Annotated in this window: 16 protein-coding genes and 2 pseudogenes; 16 read left to right on the top strand and 2 right to left on the bottom strand. The window is 64.0% G+C overall.

Features of this window, described 5'->3' with window-relative positions; translation table 11 throughout:
* Positions 1-57: 57 nt before the first annotated feature.
* The 3 genes and pseudogenes from thmT to dmpG form a co-directional block, all read left to right on the top strand.
* Positions 58-252: pseudogene (thmT, locus tag AC1Q7Q_RS13830) on the top strand (2-hydroxymuconate tautomerase); the annotation flags it as partial.
* 61 nt (positions 253-313) lie between these two features.
* The gene (locus tag AC1Q7Q_RS13825; protein WP_492375379.1) at positions 314-1,279 is read left to right on the top strand and encodes an acetaldehyde dehydrogenase (acetylating); all 966 of its coding nucleotides are present in this window, start codon (positions 314-316) and stop codon (positions 1,277-1,279) included.
* 24 nt (positions 1,280-1,303) lie between these two features.
* Entirely contained in the window at positions 1,304-2,356 is a 1,053-nt protein-coding gene (gene dmpG / locus AC1Q7Q_RS13820; protein ID WP_492375378.1) for a 4-hydroxy-2-oxovalerate aldolase, read from the top strand.
* Positions 2,357-2,401: 45 nt separating this feature from the next.
* Here the strand turns inward: dmpG and AC1Q7Q_RS13815 are convergent, their stop codons facing one another.
* Positions 2,402-3,355: a GlxA family transcriptional regulator gene (locus AC1Q7Q_RS13815; protein WP_492375377.1), complete on the bottom strand. Its 954-nt coding sequence runs from the start codon at positions 3,353-3,355 to the stop codon at positions 2,402-2,404.
* A gap of 124 nt (positions 3,356-3,479) precedes the next feature.
* On the opposite strand from AC1Q7Q_RS13815, the gene AC1Q7Q_RS13810 reads away from it, so the two are divergent.
* The 5 genes and pseudogenes from AC1Q7Q_RS13810 (at position 3,480) to AC1Q7Q_RS13790 (ending at position 12,847) form a co-directional block, all read left to right on the top strand.
* Entirely contained in the window at positions 3,480-4,331 is an 852-nt protein-coding gene (locus AC1Q7Q_RS13810; protein WP_492375376.1) for an SDR family NAD(P)-dependent oxidoreductase, read from the top strand.
* Between the two features lie 1,184 nt (positions 4,332-5,515).
* A pseudogene (locus tag AC1Q7Q_RS13805) lies at positions 5,516-5,758 on the top strand (hypothetical protein); the annotation flags it as partial.
* Positions 5,759-5,856: 98 nt separating this feature from the next.
* Entirely contained in the window at positions 5,857-7,905 is a 2,049-nt protein-coding gene (locus tag AC1Q7Q_RS13800) for an ATP-binding protein (protein WP_492375375.1), read from the top strand.
* A 138-nt stretch (positions 7,906-8,043) separates the two neighbouring features.
* Positions 8,044-9,900 (top strand): diguanylate cyclase domain-containing protein, encoded by a 1,857-nt coding sequence (locus tag AC1Q7Q_RS13795; protein ID WP_492375374.1) that lies wholly within the window; start codon positions 8,044-8,046, stop codon positions 9,898-9,900.
* Between the two features lie 244 nt (positions 9,901-10,144).
* A complete protein-coding gene (locus AC1Q7Q_RS13790) occupies positions 10,145-12,847 on the top strand; it encodes an excinuclease ABC subunit UvrA (RefSeq protein ID WP_492375373.1) in 2,703 nt (900 codons plus the stop codon).
* Between the two features lie 58 nt (positions 12,848-12,905).
* On the opposite strand, the gene AC1Q7Q_RS13785 is transcribed toward AC1Q7Q_RS13790, so the two are convergent.
* Complete coding sequence (locus tag AC1Q7Q_RS13785; protein ID WP_492375372.1) at positions 12,906-13,679, bottom strand: IclR family transcriptional regulator; 774 nt, start codon at positions 13,677-13,679, stop codon at positions 12,906-12,908.
* 100 nt (positions 13,680-13,779) lie between these two features.
* Between AC1Q7Q_RS13785 and AC1Q7Q_RS13780 the strand changes: the two genes are divergently transcribed.
* The 8 genes from AC1Q7Q_RS13780 (at position 13,780) to AC1Q7Q_RS13745 (ending at position 20,846) form a co-directional block, all read left to right on the top strand.
* Positions 13,780-14,748 (top strand): Bug family tripartite tricarboxylate transporter substrate binding protein, encoded by a 969-nt coding sequence (locus tag AC1Q7Q_RS13780; protein WP_492375371.1) that lies wholly within the window; start codon positions 13,780-13,782, stop codon positions 14,746-14,748.
* A 79-nt stretch (positions 14,749-14,827) separates the two neighbouring features.
* Positions 14,828-15,511: an RraA family protein gene (locus AC1Q7Q_RS13775; protein ID WP_416053202.1), complete on the top strand. Its 684-nt coding sequence runs from the start codon at positions 14,828-14,830 to the stop codon at positions 15,509-15,511.
* Positions 15,508-16,458, top strand: a complete 951-nt coding sequence (locus AC1Q7Q_RS13770; protein ID WP_492375370.1) for an NAD(P)-dependent oxidoreductase — start codon at positions 15,508-15,510, stop codon at positions 16,456-16,458. Before AC1Q7Q_RS13775 ends, AC1Q7Q_RS13770 begins: the two co-directional genes overlap by 4 nt.
* Positions 16,459-16,714: 256 nt before the next feature.
* Positions 16,715-17,629 (top strand): Bug family tripartite tricarboxylate transporter substrate binding protein, encoded by a 915-nt coding sequence (locus AC1Q7Q_RS13765; RefSeq protein WP_253931491.1) that lies wholly within the window; start codon positions 16,715-16,717, stop codon positions 17,627-17,629.
* Positions 17,626-17,874 carry a hypothetical protein gene (locus tag AC1Q7Q_RS13760; RefSeq protein ID WP_492375369.1) on the top strand — a complete coding sequence of 83 codons (249 nt, stop codon included), beginning with the start codon at positions 17,626-17,628 and terminating at the stop codon, positions 17,872-17,874. Before AC1Q7Q_RS13765 ends, AC1Q7Q_RS13760 begins: the two co-directional genes overlap by 4 nt.
* An 80-nt stretch (positions 17,875-17,954) precedes the next feature.
* Positions 17,955-18,899: an SMP-30/gluconolactonase/LRE family protein gene (locus tag AC1Q7Q_RS13755; protein WP_492375368.1), complete on the top strand. Its 945-nt coding sequence runs from the start codon at positions 17,955-17,957 to the stop codon at positions 18,897-18,899.
* A gap of 89 nt (positions 18,900-18,988) precedes the next feature.
* Entirely contained in the window at positions 18,989-19,828 is an 840-nt protein-coding gene (locus AC1Q7Q_RS13750) for an amidohydrolase family protein (RefSeq protein WP_492375367.1), read from the top strand.
* 40 nt (positions 19,829-19,868) lie between these two features.
* Positions 19,869-20,846 (top strand): Bug family tripartite tricarboxylate transporter substrate binding protein, encoded by a 978-nt coding sequence (locus AC1Q7Q_RS13745; protein ID WP_492375366.1) that lies wholly within the window; start codon positions 19,869-19,871, stop codon positions 20,844-20,846.
* Positions 20,847-20,963: the final 117 nt, after the last annotated feature.

The raw sequence follows: 20,963 nt of genomic DNA, 5'->3' as shown, positions 1-20,963 counted from the left end.
GAGCGTGCTGGTGGCGCGGTACGATGCCACCCACTCAACCCACCCCGCAGGAGAAAAACCATGCCCATCATGCAAGTGTTTCTGATCGAAGGCCGGACCGAGGAACAAAAGGCTCGCCTGATCAGCGCGCTGACGGACGCCGCCGTGGAATCAATCGGCGCGCCGATCGAGAGCGTGCGCGTGATGATTACCGAGGTGCCCAAGACGCAGTTTGGCATCGCGGGCAAGACAGCGAAGGAACTCGGCCGCTGAGGGAGCGGCATACGGAATGCCTGGCGGCACCCGACCTGGACCGCCCGGGCACGGAGACAACATGGACATGAAAGCAGGCGCCGGTGGCAGCCATCCGCCCGGCAAGCACAAGGTAGCCATCATCGGCTCGGGCAATATCGGCACCGACCTGATGATCAAGGTCATGCGCCACGGCCGGCATCTGGAGATGGGCGCGATGGTCGGCATCGACACCGCCTCCGACGGCCTGGCCCGGGCCGCGCGGCTGGGCGTGCCCACCACGGCCGAGGGCATCGAAGGCCTGGTGAGGATGGCCGGCTTTGGCGATATCCGCATCGCCTTCGACGCCACCTCGGCCGGCGCCCACGCGCATCACAACCAGATCCTGCAGCAGCACGGCGTCCAGGTGATCGACCTGACCCCGGCCGCGCTCGGGCCGTACGTGGTGCCGGTGGTCAACCTGGACCAGCAGCTCGGTGCCAGCAATATCAATATGGTCACCTGCGGCGGCCAGGCCACCATCCCGATGGTGGCGGCGGTGTCTCGCGTGGCCAAGGTGCATTACGCGGAGATCGTGGCCTCGATCTCCAGCAAGTCCGCCGGGCCGGGCACGCGCGCCAATATCGACGAATTTACCGAGACCACCAGCCAGGCGATCTGCTCCGTGGGCGGCGCGGCGCGCGGCAAGGCCATCATCGTGCTGAATCCGGCCGAGCCGCCGCTGATGATGCGCGACACGGTGTTCACGCTGTCCGACGACGCTGACGAGGCGGCGATAGAAGCCAGCGTGCAAGCCATGGCGAAGGCGGTGCAGGCCTATGTGCCCGGCTACCGGCTCAAGCAGCGGGTGCAGTTCGAGCGCATCGATCCGTGCGCGCCGTTGAATATCCCGGGGCTGGGGCGGATGAGCGGGCTGAAGACATCGATCTTCCTCGAAGTGGAAGGCGCCGCCCATTACCTGCCGGCTTATGCCGGCAACCTCGACATCATGACCAGCGCCGCGCTCGCCTGCGCCGAGCGCCTGGCGCAAACACGGCTGGCTGCGTAAGCGGCGCGCTCACGGAGACAAGACATGACCCAGCAAGCCACGCAGAAGAAACTCTATATCTCGGATGTCACGCTGCGCGACGGCAGCCACGCCATCCGCCATCAATACAGCCTGGCCGACGTGCGCCGCATCGCCGCAGCGCTGGACGGCGCCAAGGTGGACTCGATCGAAGTCGCGCATGGCGACGGGCTCGCCGGCTCCAGCTTCAATTACGGCTTCGGCGCGCATACGGACCTTGAGTGGATCGCGGCGGCGGCAGAGACCGTCCGCCATGCCAAGGTCGCCACCTTGCTGCTGCCCGGCGTGGGCACCGTGCACGACCTGCGCGCCGCGTACGATGCCGGCGCGCGCGTGGTGCGGGTTGCCACGCACTGCACCGAGGCGGATGTGTCGCGCCAGCATATCGAGTACGCGCGCGAGCTCGGCATGGACACGGTGGGCTTCCTGATGATGAGCCACATGACCACGCCCGCCGCGCTGGCGCAGCAGGCCAAGCTGATGGAAAGCTACGGCGCCGAGACCGTCTACGTGGTGGATTCTGGTGGCGCGCTCAATATGAACGACGTGCGCGACCGCTTCCGCGCCTTCAAGGACGTGCTCAAGCCGCAGACCCAGACCGGCATGCACGCACACCACAACCTGAGCCTGGGCGTGGCCAACTCCATCGTCGCGGTGGAAGAAGGCTGCGACCGTGTGGACGCGAGCCTGGCCGGCATGGGCGCGGGCGCAGGGAACGCGCCGCTGGAGGTGTTTATCGCCGCCGCCAGCCGGCTCGGGTGGAACCACGGCTGCGATCTCTACACGCTGATGGACGCCGCCGACGAGATCGTGCGGCCGCTGCAGGACCGCCCGGTACGCGTGGACCGCGAGACCCTCGCGCTGGGCTATGCGGGCGTCTATTCCAGCTTCCTGCGCCACGCGGAGGCAGCCGCCGGGCGCTATGCGCTCAAGACCGTGGATATCCTGGTGGAGCTAGGCCAGCGCCGCATGGTGGGCGGGCAGGAAGACATGATCGTCGACGTGGCGCTGGACCTGGTGGCGCGGCGCGAGGCGGGACAGGCGCGGATCACGGCGTAAGCCCCGCCCAGCCGAAGGGCGGCCGTCCGATCGGGGCACCAGCACTCAAGCCTCCATCGGCTCCTCTTCCCCGCGCGCCATGCGCCGGATCGCCTGCGGCGGTTGCCCGAACGCCCGCAGGAACGCGCGCCGCATGCGCTCGCGGTCGCCAAAGCCGGTCTCCTTGGCCACCACATCGATCGGATGCCGCCCGGACTCCATCATCAGCCGTGCGGCCTCGATGCGCAGGTGCTCCACGGCCTTGGCCGGGGTCTGTCCCGTTTCTTCGCGGAAGGAGCGGCTGAACTGGCGCGGGCTAAGGTGTGCCGCTTGCGCCAGTTGATCGACGGACAATTCGGCGTGCAGGTTCTGACGGGCAAAGGCGAGCGCGGACTGGATGCGATCGGACTTGGGCTCAAGCTCGAGCAGCGCCGAGAACTGCGATTGCCCGCCGGCACGGCGGTGATAGACAACGAGCTTGCGCGCGACAGTGCGCGCGGCTTCGGCGCCGGCGTCTTTCTCGACCAGCGCCAAGGCCAGGTCGATGCAGGCGGTCATGCCGGCGGAGGTCCAGACCGGTCCGTCGATGATGAAGATGCGGTCCTCCTCGACGCTGACCGCGGGATACGTGCGCCGGAACCGGGCGGCGTAAAACCAGTGGGTGGTGGCCCGGCGGCCGTCCAGCAGCCCAGCCTCGGCGAGGTTGAAGGCGCCCGTGCAGGTGGCGCCGATGCGTCGTGTGGCGCGCGCCGCCTTTTGCAGGAAGGCGACCAGGCCGGGTGACGCCGGCTGGATATCGTTGTCGCCCACCACCAGCAGCGTGTCGAACGCGCGGTCGTCGAATGCCTCCGTGGTAACGCAGAAGCCTGCCGAGGTTGGCACCGGCCCGCCTTGCTCGGACAGCAGGTGGACCGCGTAGAGCGGTTTGGCCGAGTTGAGATTGGCGAACTCAAGGACTGTGGTGACGCCCAGGTTCATGACCTGGAAGCCGGGATAAAGGACGATTCCGATACGCAGCATGGCGAACTCCCACAGATGGCATAAAAGGTGGCATCTATGACATTGTTGCCATCGGATTATGCACCTAATCTTCGTTCCGTGGTGGCCGGCAACGGGCCGGCAGCACCGAAATCGGAGAACGGACATGACCGCATCGACAGCAACCTTGACAGCAACCTCGGTTACCTCGGCAACCTCGGGAATCCATTCGCATCAAGGCACCGCCGTGATTACCGGCGCGTCTTCAGGGATCGGCGCCGTCTACGCGGACCGGCTCGCCCGGCGCGGCTACGACCTGATCGTGGTCGCCCGCAACCGCGACAGGCTGGCCACGCTGGCAGAACGCCTGACCAGCGAGACGGGACGCTCCGTGGAGATCGTGACCGCGGATCTCGGCGCCGATGCCGATGTCCGCCGCCTGGAGACACTGCTGCGCACCGACGCCAGCATCACCATGCTGGTCAACAACGCGGGCATCGGCGCGGCGGGGCCGCTGCTCCAGTCCGATGCCGACAAGATGGCGGCGATGATCGCGCTCAACGTCACCGCGCTGACCCGACTGACCTACGCCGCCGCGCACGGCCTGGTGGCGCGCGGCAAGGGGACGATCATCAACATCGCCTCGATCGTGGCGGTGGCCCCGGAATTGCTCAACGGCGTCTACGGCGGGTCGAAGGCCTTCGTGCTGGCCTTTACGCAATCGCTGCAGCATGAACTGGCGGACAAGGGCGTGCGCGTGCAGGCCGTGCTGCCTGGTGCGATCCGTACGGAGTTCTGGGATGTGGCCGGCCAGCCGGTGGAGAGCCTGCCGCAGGACTGGGTGATGAGCGCGGACGACCTGGTTGACGCGGCCCTGTCCGGGCTGGACCAGGGCGAGGTGGTGACGCTGCCGTCGCTGCCGGACGCAGCGGACTGGCACGCCTTCGAGACCGCCCGCGCGGCGCTGGGGCCGAACCTGTCGCGCAGCGTGCCGGCGGCGCGCTTCAGGGCCGCCTGAAAGGCGATCGCTTCAGAATGCACGATAGATAAGCTCTCGGGAGCCCGGCCAGAAGCTGGCCGGCGCTCGGCAAAGGCTTGATCCATCTGATGTGGCCGCCGGTCGGAAGGTGTTGTCGGTGAAATTTTTACCGCTCTCCGGCTCTGGCTGAGTTGGTCATTTGGGCTAGCTTGCGCACTGAGTTTGTCAAAACTAGTTCAGTGGACGCTGCTGGTTCATTTGCATTGTAGGCAAGCAGCCTCTTGTCTATCAGTCTGTTAATTTGCCACCAGTGAATTATGTCTTTTTCAATTGAATCTGCACTGAGAAGGAAGACCACGGACGTAATGGAACCCCAAGGGTTCCTGACGATCTGTAGACGGGCGCCACGCGCCATTTCTCGTAGGATTTCTCCGCTCCGCATTTTGAAATTACCAATAGAAATGTGTTTTTTTAGTCTCGGTGTTCATGTTGCCTGAAGCAGGGTTGTGCATCCGATGATAGACAGAGCCCGTGGGTAGCAACTGACGGCTAAGAGCAAGGTTGGGGACGGCGGCCCGCCGATCGGAACGCTCAGCGTAGAGGAAACCATGGCGCCAAAGCTGACAAAAGCTGACAGTTGCACGCAGCAGCGTGAATGGCGGCACCGGGGGGGCGACAAGGACGGCTAGCAGGCGTGGGTGATGCGGGATCTGCGTGGGATCTGCTAGGTGCTTTGAGGGAGTGCGCGGCACGCCACCAGCAGGGCTCGTGCGCGGCATTTCGTCGCTCGACGACTGCGACGCGCCACTCAAGACCATTCAAGTGATCGATTAGGTATCAGAAAATCTGTGAGATTTTGGTGCTCATATCAGATTTTTTGTCGAAAAATTTCCAGGAAGACCCGGCCAATATCGGAGGAAAACCTTTTATTTTGCTTGCCGTGCGGCCGAATGTGCCCACTAAGGACCGCCCGCATACCATCATTAAAAGTGATGAATGTAATCAAAAAACTATATTAGAACTAATACCGTAATCTCACTAAGCTCCTGTTCGACGTTGCATGTCCCCGGCGGATTCGCCTGTCGGGGCCGACGCGCAGAACGGAGTCAGGAATGAGGCAGAACGATGCCGGCGGCATGACCGGCGCGACACTGGAGACAGCGGTAGCGGGTGTTCGCCGTGTGCCGCGTGGCATCTCCCCGTGCCGGCCCGCAGCGGCGGCCATCCACCTTGAATCCGCAGCGGCCGGCGCGGCCGCGCGCCAGCGTCACGTCGGCCGCTCGATGCAGCGGCTCGAGGATGCCGCGATCCTCACCGGCCGTGGCCGCTATGGCGCCGACCTGGCAGCCTGGTCGCGCTCCTTCGTGGTGGGGGTGAAGGCGCCGATGGTGCAATGGGCGCTGGCCATGGACCGCGTGCGCTATGTGGGTGAGCCAATCCCGATGTGCAAACAACGGACTCGAGCGCCCGTCGCGGGAAAACCGCACACCGGGTTCGGAGGCAGGGGACGGCGCTCGCCGTTTCCTGGCGCGTTTATTTCATCTTTTTGGGGTGGCTAGGATTCATGGGTCTGGAGATATATAGGCCGCTAGCGGCCGAAGACACGGCGCGCACCATCACCCCGGGCATTTCGGCATTCCTGCTCGTACTGTCGGTCTGGCTGGGGTTCGCGCTCTGGGCCGGATGGGACAGAGGCAGCGAACTACGCAAGATCCAGGCTGATGCCGACCGGCTTGCCTATACCCTCGGCCAGCACGTCGAGCGCACATTGATGGAGGCGGACCAACTGACCTCCCTGCTAGGCGGCGCCGTCATCGAACGGGGGCCGGACTTGCCGCTTGCCGAATGGACCCGCAACGGTCATCTCGGTGCCGAACCCTTCCTTCAAACCGCGATTCTGGATGAAAGTGGCGTCCTCAGGGCATCGACCAATCCGACATTCGAAGCGCTTGACCTAGGCGATAGCGAGCTTTTGCGCATACACGCCGACAATCCCGGGCCAACATTGTTGGTCAGCAAGCCGCTGCGGGGGCGCAGTTCAGGTCGCTGGGTAGTTCAGCTTTCCAAGGGAATCGTGGGGCCGACCGGCCGTTTCATGGGGGTCGTCGTGGTGTCGCTTGACCCACTCTCCCTGACGAGCATCTACAAGAGCATCTATTTGGGCAGCCGGGGTGCAATCGGTCTGCTGGGCACCAATGATTTCATCTACCGGGTGCGTTGGAGCGGGGCGGCTTCCGACCCTGGGCAACCGCTGCCGGCGAGCTCTGCGGCCCGGCGAGCCGTAGCTGCCGCGGCCCACGCCGAAGTGGTGGAGAAGAGCCCACTGGACGATGTCGAGCGCATTTATGGCGTACATCGGCTGTCGAGAGGAAACTTGGCGGTCGTGATCGGCTACGACCTCCATGAAGCACTATCAATGTACCGCGCCAGGCTGCTCCTCGTCGCTTGCATTGCAAGCTTCCTATCTGCGCTGATCATCTTCGTCCAGATGCGCCAGGCCAAGTCAATCGAGAGGATGGCGAAGCTGGCGGATCGCGCGGCGGTGGTCAGTCGCCGGCTACGAGAAAGGAACCAGCACCTGCATGCGCTGTTCTTTGCCTCGCCGGACGGCGTTGCCATATTCGATAAGGATCGCCACGTGGAAGACGCCAACGGCGGGCTGTGCGACGCCCTGGGCGTTTCGCCCGGGGACTTGCGCGGCGCCACGCCACAACGGTTCGTTGACCTTCTGTATCGAGGTCGACGTCCCACGCGGGACTCAGTCACCCCGTCCGAACTACTTGCAAAGATCGACTGTGCCGCAGTCTCGCACGAATTTAGCGGTGTTATCGAGTTCGATATAGCGGATTCATCCAGCTACGCCATACGTGTTGTGCATACCAGCGACGGCGCTGGCTGTGTGGTGGCTGTCTGGGACGTAAGCGAAATGCGGCGCGAGGAACGGGCCAAATCGCATTTCATTGCTACCGCAGAAGCTGAAATCAAGATACCCATCGCAAACGTCGTCGGATATGCCGACCTCCTCGCCGCCGATCTGATCCCCCCGGAAGAACGCCTTGGCATCTATCGCACGATTCGTTCGCAAGCCCAGCGCATCAGCCAGTTCGTTTCGAATCACCTTCAACTGATGCGCCTGGAAACACTAGGCGCATCCGAGATGACGTTTCATCGGGTGGATCTCGCAAGGCTCGTGCGAGACGTGGCTGAGGCAGGGTTCGCGGACGATAGCCGGGTGACGCTGGAGTCAGCGAGAGAGCCTGTCTTCGTGATGGGTGACGCCGCCTCCCTCGCCAGCGTGATACGCCATTTGCTGGAGAATGCCGTGAAGTACGGGCTTGGGAGAGAGGTCAACATCTCGGTTGCTAGCGCGTTGGTCGAACGCCGCAACGCCGTGCTGAAAGTGACCGATCGAGGCATGGGGATCAAAGCTGATGAACTCAGGCTGGTGTTCGACAAATTTTTCCGACGCAAGCTGCAGCACGGGTCGGCCGGCGATGGTCTGGGCCTTGCCCTCGTGCGTGAGATTGTGCTGCTACATCGCGGCCATATTTCTCTTGAGAGCGAAGCAGGCAAGGGCACGACCGTTACGCTGCACCTTCCGGCGGTGGAATAGCTTTAGTGTGACGTGATCGGCGAGGACGTCGATAAGTGCGCTACACAATCTGACCGGAACGGAGCATGGAGCGTGAATGACGAAAGCATCATGGATGCGCAGCAGCAGCAACAACAACGATAACCAGCCAGCGCCACCATGCCACCAGAAAGCAATTATGATCGGTACTATGAGCGCGTGACCCGGGTCGCCGCGCGCGCGCTGAATCTACCAATATCCGTCGTATGTCTCGACAGACTGGGCCAGCCAGAAGTCATAGGCGCAAGCGGGTGCGAACGGGACGTCGTATTCCATGTGCAGACGTACTATAGCCGGACGCTCCAATGCGAGGAACCGTTCGTCGTCAGGGATGCGCTGTCCGATGCGGAGCTTGCGCAAGGACCACTGGCAACCAGCGAATTGCGGTTCCGCTTTTTCGCAGGCATTGCGCTGCGTCTGCCGTGCGGCAGACCCATCGGTATGCTATGTGTGATGCACGCGTTGCCGCGGCGCTTCAGGCGCCAGCAACGTCAGATGCTAGTAGACTTGGGGCAAATGATCGAGCACGAAGTTGGCCTGCGCAAGCTGGACAGCTCTGATCGTTTGGAGGTGCTTCACGCGATCGACCGACTTCAAGCCCAGCATGCGCTTTACGTCGAGACGTTCCATCGAACGCCGGTCGCTATCGCGCATATCGGAAGGGACTGGGAGTGGCGGCACATGAATGATGCCTGCGTGAAATTCTTCGCGCACTCGCGCGCTCCGCTGACGAAAACGAACATCCTCGATCTGCTGGATGCGAGCGACCGGACCAACCTTGAACAGGCCGTGCAGGCACTCAATCGTGGCCGCGGGGTCGAAGTCCGGACGCTCGACGTAACGTTCCGGTTGCGCAACAAGCAAAGTAAGCCAGCGCGAGTGCAGGTGGCACTGAAGCAGACGACGTCAACCCACGACGGAGGCTGGCTGTTTGTCATTCACGATACCCAGGCGGAGCAACGGGAAAAAGCCGTGCGCGATGCGCGGGAGGCTGCGTTGCATCGGGGAGCGCATGAGGCCTCGGAGGTTCTGCGCAGGGCGCGCGAGCAACTGACGACCGCCGAGCGGCAATTGGGAGACACGCGGGTAGATTTGCGCGCCATTGCTGACAATCTGCCGGTGCTGGTCGCTTACGTCGACAGTGAGCGACGTTTTCGGTTCGCCAACTCAACCTATCGCGAGTGGCTGGGGTTGGACCCGGAGGAGATCGTGGGGCGGCTCACCCATGAGGTTCTCGACGCTGACTATGCTGCTGCCATCGAGCCGTACGTCCAACGCGTGCTCAGCGGCGAAAGGGTCGAGTACGAGGTTGGAGCGACGCTTAACGGGAGTCGACGTGTCCTGCGTGGTGTGCTGGTGCCGCGTCGGGTCCACGATCAGGCGGCTGATGGATACTACCTGCTGGTGCAGGATGTGACTGAGCGAACGGCATTGCTCGATCGCCTGCGGCACCAGGCGTTCCACGACGCGCTGACCGGCCTGCCTAACAGACGCTCGTTCCTCGAGAGGCTGGATGAGGCATGCGCAGCAAGCGGCGACGGTGTGGCTGCCATCATGTTTATCGACCTGGATGGCTTCAAGGCTGTCAACGATACATACGGGCATCAGTGCGGCGACGAAGTCCTTGTTGAAGCCGCGCGCCGGATCAGCCGCTGCGTACGTGGCGGGGACCTGGTTGCGCGGCATGCAGGGGATGAGTTCACGTTGCTGCTGACCGGCCCTGCGATCGATCGTGTTGCACTGGAGAAAATTGCAAGCGCAATCCTGCGGACACTGAGCCAGCCCATCAGGTTCGGGGCAAACGTCGTCCAGTTATCGGCGAGTATCGGCGTGCTACCGCACAACCAGGCAGCGTCATTGAGCGGCGAAGCCCTGTTACGCGCCGCGGACGCCGCAATGTATCGTGCGAAAGTCGCAGGCAAGGCGCGTATTGTCGTGCACGAGCTTAACGATTCACCGGCCGGGATGCACGGTTGAGAACGAAGAACGTCGCGGATTCCGGAACATGATGCTCGTTGCGTAGGCAATGCACGAGTAAGTAGCTTCACGGTAGCGCGGTCGAAATCACCAGAGAGCCATTTCGCTGACCCAAGCGCTTGCGCCTGAAAATCCAGTAGAGTAAGGAGTCGGATCGCTAGCTCGCCCCCGTACGGTGGGATCCGGCGGCGCGCGGCTTGCGACCACGTTCAAGACCGTCACCCCCGCACCTATCCCTGCTGCCATGACCAAGCCCCCACGGTCCTCGACTGTCAAGCATCCTGTTGATCACCCTGAGTCGCCCACGCTCGCGCCACGCGGCTTCGTCCAGGTTCGCGGCGCACGGGAGCACAACCTGAAGAATGTCGACGTCGACATTCCCCGCGATGCGTTGGTGGTGTTTACCGGCGTGTCCGGTTCCGGCAAGTCGTCGCTCGCGTTCGGCACGCTTTACGCGGAAGCGCAGCGGCGTTATTTCGAGTCGGTCGCGCCCTACGCGCGGCGGCTGATCGAGCAGGTCGGCGCGCCCGACGTCGATGCGATCGAAGGCCTGCCGCCGGCGGTCGCCTTGCAGCAGCAGCGCGGCACGCCGAGCGCGCGTTCGTCAGTGGGCAGCGTGACGACGCTGTCGAGCCTCGTGCGGATGATGTACTCGCGAACCGGCAGCTACCCGCCGAAGCAGCCAATGCTGTATGCGGAGGACTTCTCGCCGAATACGGTACAGGGCGCCTGCCCGACCTGCCACGGGCTCGGCCGCGTATATAGCGTGACCGAACGCTCGCTGGTGCCCGACGACTCGCTCACGATTCGCCAGCGCGCGATCGCGGCATGGCCGCCCGCTTGGCACGGCCAGAATCTGCGCGACATACTCGTCACGCTCGGTTACGACGTCGACACGCCGTGGCGCGATCTGCCTAAGAAAGACCGCGACTGGATTCTGTTTACCGACGAACAGCCAACGGTGCCGGTCTATGCCGGCTTGACGCCGAAGGAGACGCGCGCCGCCCTCAGGCGCAAGGCAGAGCCCAGCTACCAGGGCACGTTCACCGGCGCGCGCCGGTACGTGTTGCACACCTTCGCAAATACGCAGAGCGCGTTGATGAAGAAACGCGTGTCGCAGTTCATGATCGGCGGCGAATGTCCGTCGTGTCATGGTAAGCGTCTGAAGGCGGAAGCTCTCTCGGTGACATTCGCCGGTATGGATATCGGCGAGCTGTCACAACTCCCCATCGCTCGGCTCGCCGCGTTGCTCGAACCCGTCTCGCGCGGCCAGTGGCCGTCTTCCAGCACATCTCCCGACGGCGCGATTCTCGACAGGAACAGTCGGCGCAAGGCGACCGCCGGACGTGTCGCGGCCGGCGGACAGGCTCACCAGGGGGCGCCTGACGTGCGCCGTACGCCTAACCTGTCCGACGAGAAACGTGTGGCAGCGCAGCGGCTCGCTATCGAGCTGCTCGAACGTCTGAACACCTTGATCGACCTCGGTCTTGGCTATCTTGCGCTGGACCGTGCGACACCAACGCTGTCCTCCGGAGAACTGCAACGGCTGCGGCTCGCGACGCAGTTGTCGTCACAGCTATTCGGCGTTATTTACGTGCTCGACGAGCCGTCTGCCGGACTGCATCCCGCGGACGGCGATGCGTTGCTCGAAGCTTTACAGCGCCTGAAGGCTGCGGGCAATTCGCTGTTCGTGGTCGAGCACGACATTGGCGTGATGCGGCGCGCCGACTGGCTCGTCGACGTGGGCCCGGATGCCGGCGAGGCGGGCGGACGTGTGATCTACAGCGGACCGCCCGCTGGCCTTGCAGATGTCGAAAGCTCGCGCACACGCCGCTACCTGTTTGCGCAGGGCGAGCTAGAGACGCAGGCGAGCGAGGCTGCGACTCGTGCGCGCCGCGAGCCCCGCGGCTGGCTGCGGCTCGAAGACGTGACGCGCAACAATCTGCATAATCTTGCTGCGGATTTTCCACTGGGTTGCCTGACCACGGTAACGGGCATCTCGGGATCGGGCAAGTCCAGCCTCGTGAGCCAGGCGCTGACGGAGCTTGTGGCGGAACATCTCGGGCGCGCAGCCGATCTTGCCGAAGACGACGAAGTCGACCCGCTCTTTGCCGCCCCGCCCGTCACGACCGACGGGCGGATCACAGCCGGCATGGACAAGATCAAACGTCTCGTGCGCGTCGACCAGAAGCCGATTGGCCGTACGCCGCGCTCGAATCTTGCGACCTATTGCGGTTTGTTCGACGCTGTGCGCAAGCTGTTCGCGGCGACTCCCGCTGCACGCAAGCATCGCTACAGCGCCGGCCGGTTCTCGTTCAACGTCGCGCAGGGGCGATGTCCGACGTGCGAGGGCGAAGGCTTCGTGATGGTCGAGCTGCTGTTTTTGCCCAGCGTCTACGCGCCCTGCTCGACCTGTCAGGGCAGCCGCTACAACCCGCAGACGCTCGAGATTCGCTGGCGCGAGCGCAATATTGCCGAGGTGCTGGCGATGACCGTGGACACCGCATGCGACTTCTTCGTCGACGAGGCGCAGGTGATGCGCTCACTGACTGTGCTCCGTAATATCGGCCTCGGCTATCTACGGCTTGGTCAGCCGGCCACCGAGCTCTCTGGAGGCGAAGCGCAACGCATCAAACTTGCGACCGAGCTACAGCGTGCGCAACGCGGCGATACGCTCTACATCCTCGACGAGCCGACGACCGGTCTGCATCCAGCCGACACCGATCGCCTGATGGTGCATCTGCATGGGCTCGTCGATGCCGGCAATACCGTGGTGCTGGTCGAGCACGACATGCGTGTCGCGGCGCAAAGCGACTGGATCCTCGACATCGGCCCGGGTGCGGGGGAAGGCGGCGGAAGGATCGTTGTGAGTGGCGTTCCGCAGACGGTGGCGCTCGCCGTGGACAGTCGTACCGCGAGCTATCTGCAGGCCGTGATATTTCGTTGATCTGGCGGGTCGGCGGGGCACGCCGAGAACGCTTTGCGCTTGCTCGATGGCGCGCCTGTCAAGGATGCCAGGTCGAAGGACTGACCGGCAAAGCAGCCGCAGGTCGGCGGCTCCCCGCCATCTCGTAGGAAAGCTGGTTGGCCGCGTCCATGACGGTCTGTGCCAGCGCGAGTAGTTTTTCCTCGGTCAGGCGCGAGGTAGGGCCGGAGATGCAGGCAGACCCGAGCAACTTCCAATGTAAGCCGAATACCGGGGCCGCCACGCTGGAGACTTCCGGTTCGCGCTCGCCCATGGAGAGGTGGTAGCCGCGCCGCCGGATCGATTCGTAAGGCTCCCCGGGCTCCCCGGAGAACGCCAGGATGACCCGCCCCGGTGCGCCACTGTCCAGCGGTAGCGCGGCTCCGATGCGCACGTGGTGCCGGATGGCTTGCGGGCCTTCCACGCGCACCAGGCACGTGCGCTGTTCGCCTTCGCGCACATAGAAAGAGGCGCTTTCGCCCGTCCTGATCGTCAGCTCCCGCAGCACCGGCTCCACCACCTCATACACGTTGAAAGTGGCCTGGTAGCACGCGCCCAGCCAGCCGGCGGCGCGTCCCAGGCGCCAACTGCCATCTTCCTTTTGCACAAGGTAGTTGTCTGTCGCCAGCGTACGCGCTAGGCGCAGGACCGTCGTCTTGTGGAAACCCGTGCGGCGGCTGAGTTCGGCCAGGGTGAGTTGTGCGTCACTTACGCCAAAGGCTTCCAGGACGCGCAGCGCCCGGCGTACCGCGATCACGCCGCCGCCAGCATCTTCAGCCACGTCGCCGGCGGCCAGGGGAGTCGATGAGTCCATGGTATGGAATGGGTTGCATTAGACGAAACGATATTGTACCTGTCGCAACAAGCGACCAGAATCCGTTCCAACAAATAACGAGATTCTTCGGAGACATGCAATGAAACTGCCGTACCGCGGTCTGATGACCGCCATCCTTTGCGCCCTCGCTTTCCCGGCCCTGGCCGATACCTATCCCACCAAGCCCATTCGCGTGATCGTGCCGTTCCCGGCCGGTGGCGGCACGGACATCATTGCCCGCGAGGTGACCAACAAGGTGGCGATGGCCATGGGCTGGCGCTTCGTGGTGGACAACAAGCCGGGCTCGGGCGGTAACCTCGGCGTGGACGCCGCTGCCAAGGCCAGCGGCGATGGCTACACCATCGTGTTGGGCCAGACCAGCAACTTGGCGATCAACCCCACGCTCTACCGCAAGCTGCCCTACGACGTGGCGAAGGACCTGACTCCCGTGAGCCTGGTGGCCAGCGCACCGCTGGTGCTGGTGACCACGATGGAGTCGCCTTACAAGACGCTGGCGGATGTGGTGGCGGCCAGCAAGGCCAAGCCCGGCAGCATCAATGTGGCTTCCCCCGGCAACGGCACGGTGGCGCACCTGACCAGCGAGTTGTTCCAGAAAACGGCGGGGATCAAGCTCACCCACGTGCCATACAAGGGTGCGGCCCAGGCCGTCAACGACCTGATCGGCGGCCAGGTTCAGCTCTACCTGTCGTCGGTGCCGACGCTGATCGGCCACATCCGCAACGGCAAGATGCGCCCCCTGGCCGTGACGTCGGCCAAGCGCATGCCCGACTTGCCCAATGTGCCCACCATTGCCGAATCCGGCTACAGCGGCTTCGAGGCCGTGACCTGGTTTGGATTTGTGGCGCCCGCCGCTACGCCCAAGGACATCGTGGTGCGCCTGAATACCGAGTTCAACAAGGCATTGCAGGTGCCTGACCTGAAGAAGAAGCTGAGCGATCAGGGGGCCGATGTATTGGGCGGTACGCCCGAGCAGTTCGGCGCGCTGATGAAGAAAGACACGATCCGCTGGTCGACCGCCGTCAAGGCATCTGGCGCGCAGGTGGATTGATCCTCGCTGTCCCACGCATCGCCGCCATCGCTCGCCGCCTCAACGAATCTCTCGTCCCCAACGTCCCAGGAGTCATGCCATGAGCTTGCCCAACATTATCAAATCCTTCGACCGCGTGCCCGCCGACATCGTCGCCCAGGCCGCTAAATTCCAACCGGCCATCCTGGCCGACGTGGCAGGCCGCCGTGGCGCGCTGCATGGCCGCATCCGCGCCCTGCGGCCGCACATGAAGCTGGCGGGCACCGCTTTTACTGTGGAAGTACGCCCCGGCGACAACCTGATGATCCACGCCGCGATGGCGCTGGCCCAGCCCGGCGACGTGCTGGTGATCGACGGCAAGGGTGACCAGAGCAGCGCGCTGATGGGCACCATCATGATGAATGCATGCCGCCAGCGCGGCATCGCCGGCGTGGTGATCGACGGCGCGGTGCGCGACAGCCTGGAAATCGACGAGATGGATTACCCGGTGTTCTCGGTGGGCACCAACCCCAACGGCCCGACCAAGGAAGTGGGCGGGCGCATCGGCCACCCGGTCTCGGTCGGTGGCGTCACGGTCAACCCTGGCGACTTCATCTGCGGCGACGCCGACGGCCTGGTGGTGGTCGAGCGTGAAAAGATCGCGTCGCTGCTGCCGCTCGCCGAGCACAAGGAAGCCGCGGAAGCCCGGCGCATCGCGCAGATCAAGGAAGGCAAGACCAACGCGCCGTGGCTGGTTGCCTCGCTCATCACCGCAGGCGTGTTGAAAGAAGGGGAGACGCTGTGAGCAACAAGCCAGCCATCCTCGTCACCGCAGCCGACCTCGCGCCACAAGCCGAGGCATTGCTCGGCGATTTTGAGATCGTCTACGCCGGCAAGACGCCCCAGGCCGCCGACCTTGTGGCGTTGGCTCAGCGCCACAACCCGGTCGGCATCATCGTGCGCTACGGCGCGGTGACGCCGGAAATCATGGACGCGGCGCCTGCGCTGAAGGTCATCTCCAAGCACGGGAGCGGCACCGACACCATCGACAAGGCCGCCGCGGCACAACGCGGCATCGAGGTGACATCCGCCGTCGGTGCGAATGCCGCCGCGGTGGCCGAGCAGGCCCTGGCACTGCTGCTGGGCTGCGCCAAATCTGTGGTGCTGCTCAATGCGCGTATGCATGCCGGGCACTGGGACAAGGCCACGCACAAGAGCGTTGAGCTGGCAGGTGCCACTATCGGCCTGATTGGCCTGGGCGCCATCGGCCAGCGCTTTGCCAGGATGTGCGATGCCATGGGCATGCGCGTGATCGGCTTCGATCCGTTTGCCAAGGAACTGCCGGACTATATCGAGCCCGTGAACCTGGAAACGATCTGGAAAGCGTCGGACGTGATTTCACTGCACTGCCCGCTGACCGCCGAGAACCGGCAACTGATCAACGCGCAAACGCTGGCGCGCTGCAGGAAGGGCGTAATCCTGGTCAATACGGCGCGGGGCGGCTTGGTCGATGAACCAGCATTGCTGGCAGCCGTGCGCTCGGGCCAGGTTGCCATGGCGGGGCTGGACAGCTTCGCGGTCGAACCGATGACGGTGCCGCATATCTTTCACGGCCAGCCTGGCTTTCTTCTCAGTCCGCACATTGGCGGCGTGACCAGCACCGCGTACGTGAACATGGGCGTGGCGGCGGCGCGGAACACGCTGGGTGTGCTGGCGCGTGCTGAGGCCCCGGTGCTGGCCAAAGCCGGCTAAGGCGCAACGAAACTGCCTGCAGCGCAGCCCGAAGCTGACCGGATGCGCCCAAATCGTTTGAAGTGCCTGAGGTCTTTCGCCCCCTCTCCCCACCGGGGAGAGGGGTGCTAGCCATCGTAGGGCGACGCGTGGCGTGCACACGCACACGAACGCGCGATTACCCCAAGAAAATAGTTGGAGACAAACAATGACAACCAGATCACCCTTAGTCTTGGCCCTTTGCCGCGGCGCACTGGGCGCGCTTGCGTGGATCGCCATGTCCGTGCACGCACAGACATGGCCCGCCAAGCCAGTGAGGATCATCGTGCCCTATCCCCCGGGCGGCGCCGTGGATGCTGTCACCCGCAAGATGGCGCAGCGGCTTACGGAGCAGACAGGCCGGAGTTTCTTCGTCGAGAACAAGGCGGGCGCCACCGGTACCATCGGTATCTCGCAAGTGGTGCACGCCCCGGCCGATGGTTATACGCTGCTTGCCAACGACACCACGTTCTCGCTGCTGCCGCATATCTTCAAGAAGCTGCCGTTCGACTATGCGACGGACCTGCAACCGGTGGCGGCCTTCGTGTTTGCTCCAATGGCTGTTGCGGTCAAAGCGGACAGCAAGTTCAAGACCATGGGCGATCTGGTGGCGGCCGCTCGCGCGGGCGACGGCAAGGTTAGCTATGGTTCCGGCGGCGCTGGCACCACGCCGCACTTCGCCAGCGAGGCACTGGGCATGGCGACGGGCGCTCACTTCATGCACGTTCCATTCAAGGGTGCGGGCGAGGCCACGCTGGCGCTGCTTGGCGGCACCATTGACTACCAGATCGCTTCTACGCCCGGGGTCATCGGGCAGGTCAAGGGCGGCAGCCTGCGGCTGCTGGCAGTCAGCGGCGACAAGCGTCTGCCCGCCTTGCCCAACGTGCCTACATTTGCCGAGGCGGGCGTCAAGGGCTATGGCGTGGTCAACTTCACCGGCCTCTGGGCGCCCCGCGGCACGCCGGCGGCGGTGACGGATCGCCTGCAAAAGGAAGTGGCCACTGCCATGGCGTCGCAGGACATGAAGACCTTTGCCGAAGGCATTGGCGCGGACCCGGGCTATTGGGATGCCGCAGCGTTCGCCCGGCAGCTTTCAGAACGCACGGCGTTCTGGGGCAAGATCGCTGCCAACACGGCGTTTGAAAAGCAATGAGCACCGCAATGAGCACCGGCAAGTACCGGCAACACAAGTCCGACATGCAAGTCGTGCCAGCGTATGTGCGCCTGGTCCAGCGCGAGGTGCAGGCCTACCTGGCTGCGTCAGGCACGACGCAACGGCTGCGCTCGCTGGGGCTAGAGCCCGCGGCTCTGTGTGGCGAGGGGTTTGCCGCGCGGATCGACCGCGAGGTGGCAGGATATAGCCAGATCGCCCAGGCGTTGGGTTTCACGGCTGATTGACGCAGTGCGGGCGGCTGCACCGCTAGCCAGCGGCAAATACTGACAATCCTTATCCATTCACTGCGCACAGCCAAATTGCCATGTTCCTGCTGAATACCCCGGAAGTCCGAGAGTTCGACGTGTTTACCAGCATGCCGGCGCGTTATCGCCAACGCAGGCGAACGGCCTGGGCGGATGCCAACCAGGGCGGACGCGAAATCGACTGCTTTCTGGAGGGGCCTGTATTCGACCGGGAGGGCAACCTCTATGTCGGCGATATACCCAATGGGCGCGTCTTGCGCATCGACCCGGCAGGCGAGTGGAACGTGGTGGCGCAGTGGGACGGCGAGCCCAACGGCATGAAGTTCCTCAACGCGAACGAACTGCTGGTAACGGACTACCGCCGTGGCCTGATGCTTGTCGATGTACGCGTCGGCAGTGCAAAGCCGTACCTGGACCGCCGCAACACGGAGAGCTTCAAGGGAGTCAACGACCTTACGCTGGATTCGCAGGGCAACATCTATTTCACCGACCAGGGGCAGACCGGACTGCACGACCCGACCGGACGCGTCTACCGGCTGAGCGTGGACGGGCGGCTGGAACTGCTGCTCTCCAATGTGCCCAGCCCGAACGGTATCGTGCTGTCACCCGATGAGAAATTCCTGTTCGTCGCGGTGACGCGGGGAAATTGCGTCTGGCGCATGCCCATCCTCGCCGATGGCGGCGTGTCCAAGACCGGGCAGTTCTTCACCTCCTATGGACCGAGTGGCCCTGACGGGTTGGCCATGGATGTATCGGGCCGGCTGCTGGTGGCGAACCCCGGACTGGCCTACGTGTGGGTGCTCAGCCATCGCGCTGAGCCGGTGCAGGTGCTGCGCGGCCCCGCCGGGCATTCGCTGACCAATCTCGCCTTTGGCGGCCCCGCCGGCAAGACGTTATTTGCGACAGACTCCACGGCGGGAGACATCCTGCGCATAGAGATGGATGTGGCGGGCATGCCGCTGTGGCGGCGGGACGGAGAGCCGACGCGACACAACGCTGGATGAGCCGTGCTGGCAAGATGCTGGGCATCGCGATCGGAAAAATCGTCCAGGCACCGCGGTGTTTCACGCGAGCTTGGTTCGGAGAACATTAGATGAGAGCCCTTGGCCATCCCTTCATTGCGAACGCTTGCGATTGCCATATGCACGTCTACGATAGCCGCTATCCGGCTGCAGGGACTGCAACGCTGCGACCACCAGATGCGCTCGTCCCGGACTACCGGGCGGTGCAGGGGGCGATGGGAACCACCCGAGCCGTAGTGGTCACGCCGTCCACCTATGGCACGGACAACAGGCCCACATTGGCTGCCCTGCGAGAGTTGGGCGTGGAGGCCCGTGGCGTCGCGGTGGTGGACACCTCCATTACCGAGAGGGAGCTCGAAAGCCTGCATGCATCCGGCATTCGAGGCATCAGGTTCAACCTCACGATGCCCGGTCCAGTAGACATGGAGATGCTTGCACCGCTTGCTGCGCGTGTCGCGCCTCTGGGCTGGCACATTCAACTCAATGCGCCTGCCGCGTGGTTGCCGCACATGCAACCACTGTTGAAGACCTTGCCCGCTCGCATCGTATTTGACCACTACGGGCACTTGCCATTCGGCGGGGCCGAGTTCGAACCTGCGTTCGAGGTCATTGCAAGCCTGTTGGGTGAGGGCAGGGCTTGGGTGAAGCTGTCTGGTCCTTACATTGAGTCCAGGGAAGGACCACCACTATACGGCGACGTCGCTTCGCTTGCGCGTCGCTATCTCGAATGCGCACCCGGCCAGATGGTCTGGGGATCGGACTGGCCACACCCAACAATCATTGCCAAGGGCCGCTCGCCAGCAGATGACGGCGAGCTGATGTCGCTCTTCCGGCAATGGTGTGGCGACGATGCACTGGCCAAGCAAGTTCTTGCCGATAACCCCCGAAGACTCTACGGCTTTGGCCCCTGATGCCGATGTCAGATAACAGCAATCCAAGGAGACCGTTCCAATGAAAATCAGGCAATTGTTTATCACGCTCTGCATTCCCCTGCTGGCGTGCGTCACGGCGAGTGTCTCGGCGCAGTCTGACTGGCCCAGTCGGGTGATCACTTATGTCGTGCCTTATCCGGCCGGTGGCACCACCGACATCCTGGCGCGCCTGATCGCGCAGAAGCTTGGCCAGGCGCTGCACACCACCGTGGTGGTGGAGAACCGACCCGGCGCCACTGGCGCCATCGGCTCAGCCTTCGTGGCACGCGCGCCGGCCGACGGTTACACGTTGCTGGGCGCGTCCACCGCGTCGCACGCGATCAACCCGGCGCTCAATCCGAAGTTGCCCTATGACGCCATCAAGTCCTTCGAGCCCGTGGTGATGATCGGCACTATCCCCAGCGTGCTGATCGTCGGCCCCAACAGCCCGTACCGCAACGTGCAGGCGCTGCTGGCTGCCGCCAAAGCAAAGCCCGGCGCCGTCACCTTTGCCTCGGGCGGCAGCGGCACCATCCTGCAGATGTCCGGCGAACTGCTCAAAGAGGAGTGCAAGGTTGACATGACCCACGTGCCCTACAAGGGAGACGTCCCCGCCATCCAGGATGTGATGGCCGGCCACGTGGACTTTATGTTTGCGCCCACCGCGCCCATCTTGCCGCATGTGCAGGGTGGCAAGCTGCGCGCGCTCGGCGTGGCTACCAAGGCGCGCGTGGCCAGCTTGCCGGCGGTGCCGACCATGGCCGAGGCGGGCGTGCCCGATTTCGAGGCCGAGCAGTGGCAGGCTGTGTTTGCTCCGGCCGGCACGCCGGCGACCATCGTGCAACGCCTGAACACCGAGATCAACCGTATCCTGAAGGATCCGGAATTGGTGGCACACCTGGACAAGCTGGGCGTCAAGGTGGTCGGTGGCACCCCGCAGCAGTTGTCGGCCTTCCAGAAGGCCGACATCGCCAAGTGGGCGCGCGTGGGCAAGGCCGCGGGTGTGACGCTGGAGTAGGCAGGGTGCCCGACTTGTTTTGCGTGTTGCTGTTGACGCCTTCCCGGCGCATTAGCTCGAAGCCGGCACGATCCGGAGAGTAGCCTACCGTATCGTGCCCTTCCTGATGCCGGGCAC

It is taken from the genome of Cupriavidus sp. GW823-FHT07A04, from assembly GCF_058794615.1.
The sequence above is the reverse complement of the archived record's forward strand: the minus strand, read 5'-3'. Positions and strand labels throughout refer to the sequence as shown.

Coding starts and splice junctions, on each gene's coding strand:
- AC1Q7Q_RS13825 (WP_492375379.1), top strand. CDS start 314: ATGGACATGAAAGCAGGCGCCGGTGGCAGCCATCCGCCCGGCAAGCAC.
- AC1Q7Q_RS13750 (WP_492375367.1), top strand. CDS start 18,989: ATGAGAGCCCTTGGCCATCCCTTCATTGCGAACGCTTGCGATTGCCAT.
- AC1Q7Q_RS13780 (WP_492375371.1), top strand. CDS start 13,780: ATGAAACTGCCGTACCGCGGTCTGATGACCGCCATCCTTTGCGCCCTC.
- dmpG (WP_492375378.1), top strand. CDS start 1,304: ATGACCCAGCAAGCCACGCAGAAGAAACTCTATATCTCGGATGTCACG.
- AC1Q7Q_RS13810 (WP_492375376.1), top strand. CDS start 3,480: ATGACCGCATCGACAGCAACCTTGACAGCAACCTCGGTTACCTCGGCA.
- AC1Q7Q_RS13795 (WP_492375374.1), top strand. CDS start 8,044: ATGCCACCAGAAAGCAATTATGATCGGTACTATGAGCGCGTGACCCGG.
- AC1Q7Q_RS13760 (WP_492375369.1), top strand. CDS start 17,626: ATGAGCACCGCAATGAGCACCGGCAAGTACCGGCAACACAAGTCCGAC.
- AC1Q7Q_RS13745 (WP_492375366.1), top strand. CDS start 19,869: ATGAAAATCAGGCAATTGTTTATCACGCTCTGCATTCCCCTGCTGGCG.
- AC1Q7Q_RS13755 (WP_492375368.1), top strand. CDS start 17,955: ATGTTCCTGCTGAATACCCCGGAAGTCCGAGAGTTCGACGTGTTTACC.
- AC1Q7Q_RS13790 (WP_492375373.1), top strand. CDS start 10,145: ATGACCAAGCCCCCACGGTCCTCGACTGTCAAGCATCCTGTTGATCAC.
- AC1Q7Q_RS13775 (WP_416053202.1), top strand. CDS start 14,828: ATGAGCTTGCCCAACATTATCAAATCCTTCGACCGCGTGCCCGCCGAC.
- AC1Q7Q_RS13800 (WP_492375375.1), top strand. CDS start 5,857: ATGGGTCTGGAGATATATAGGCCGCTAGCGGCCGAAGACACGGCGCGC.
- AC1Q7Q_RS13765 (WP_253931491.1), top strand. CDS start 16,715: ATGTCCGTGCACGCACAGACATGGCCCGCCAAGCCAGTGAGGATCATC.
- AC1Q7Q_RS13785 (WP_492375372.1), bottom strand. CDS start 13,679: ATGGACTCATCGACTCCCCTGGCCGCCGGCGACGTGGCTGAAGATGCT.
- AC1Q7Q_RS13815 (WP_492375377.1), bottom strand. CDS start 3,355: ATGCTGCGTATCGGAATCGTCCTTTATCCCGGCTTCCAGGTCATGAAC.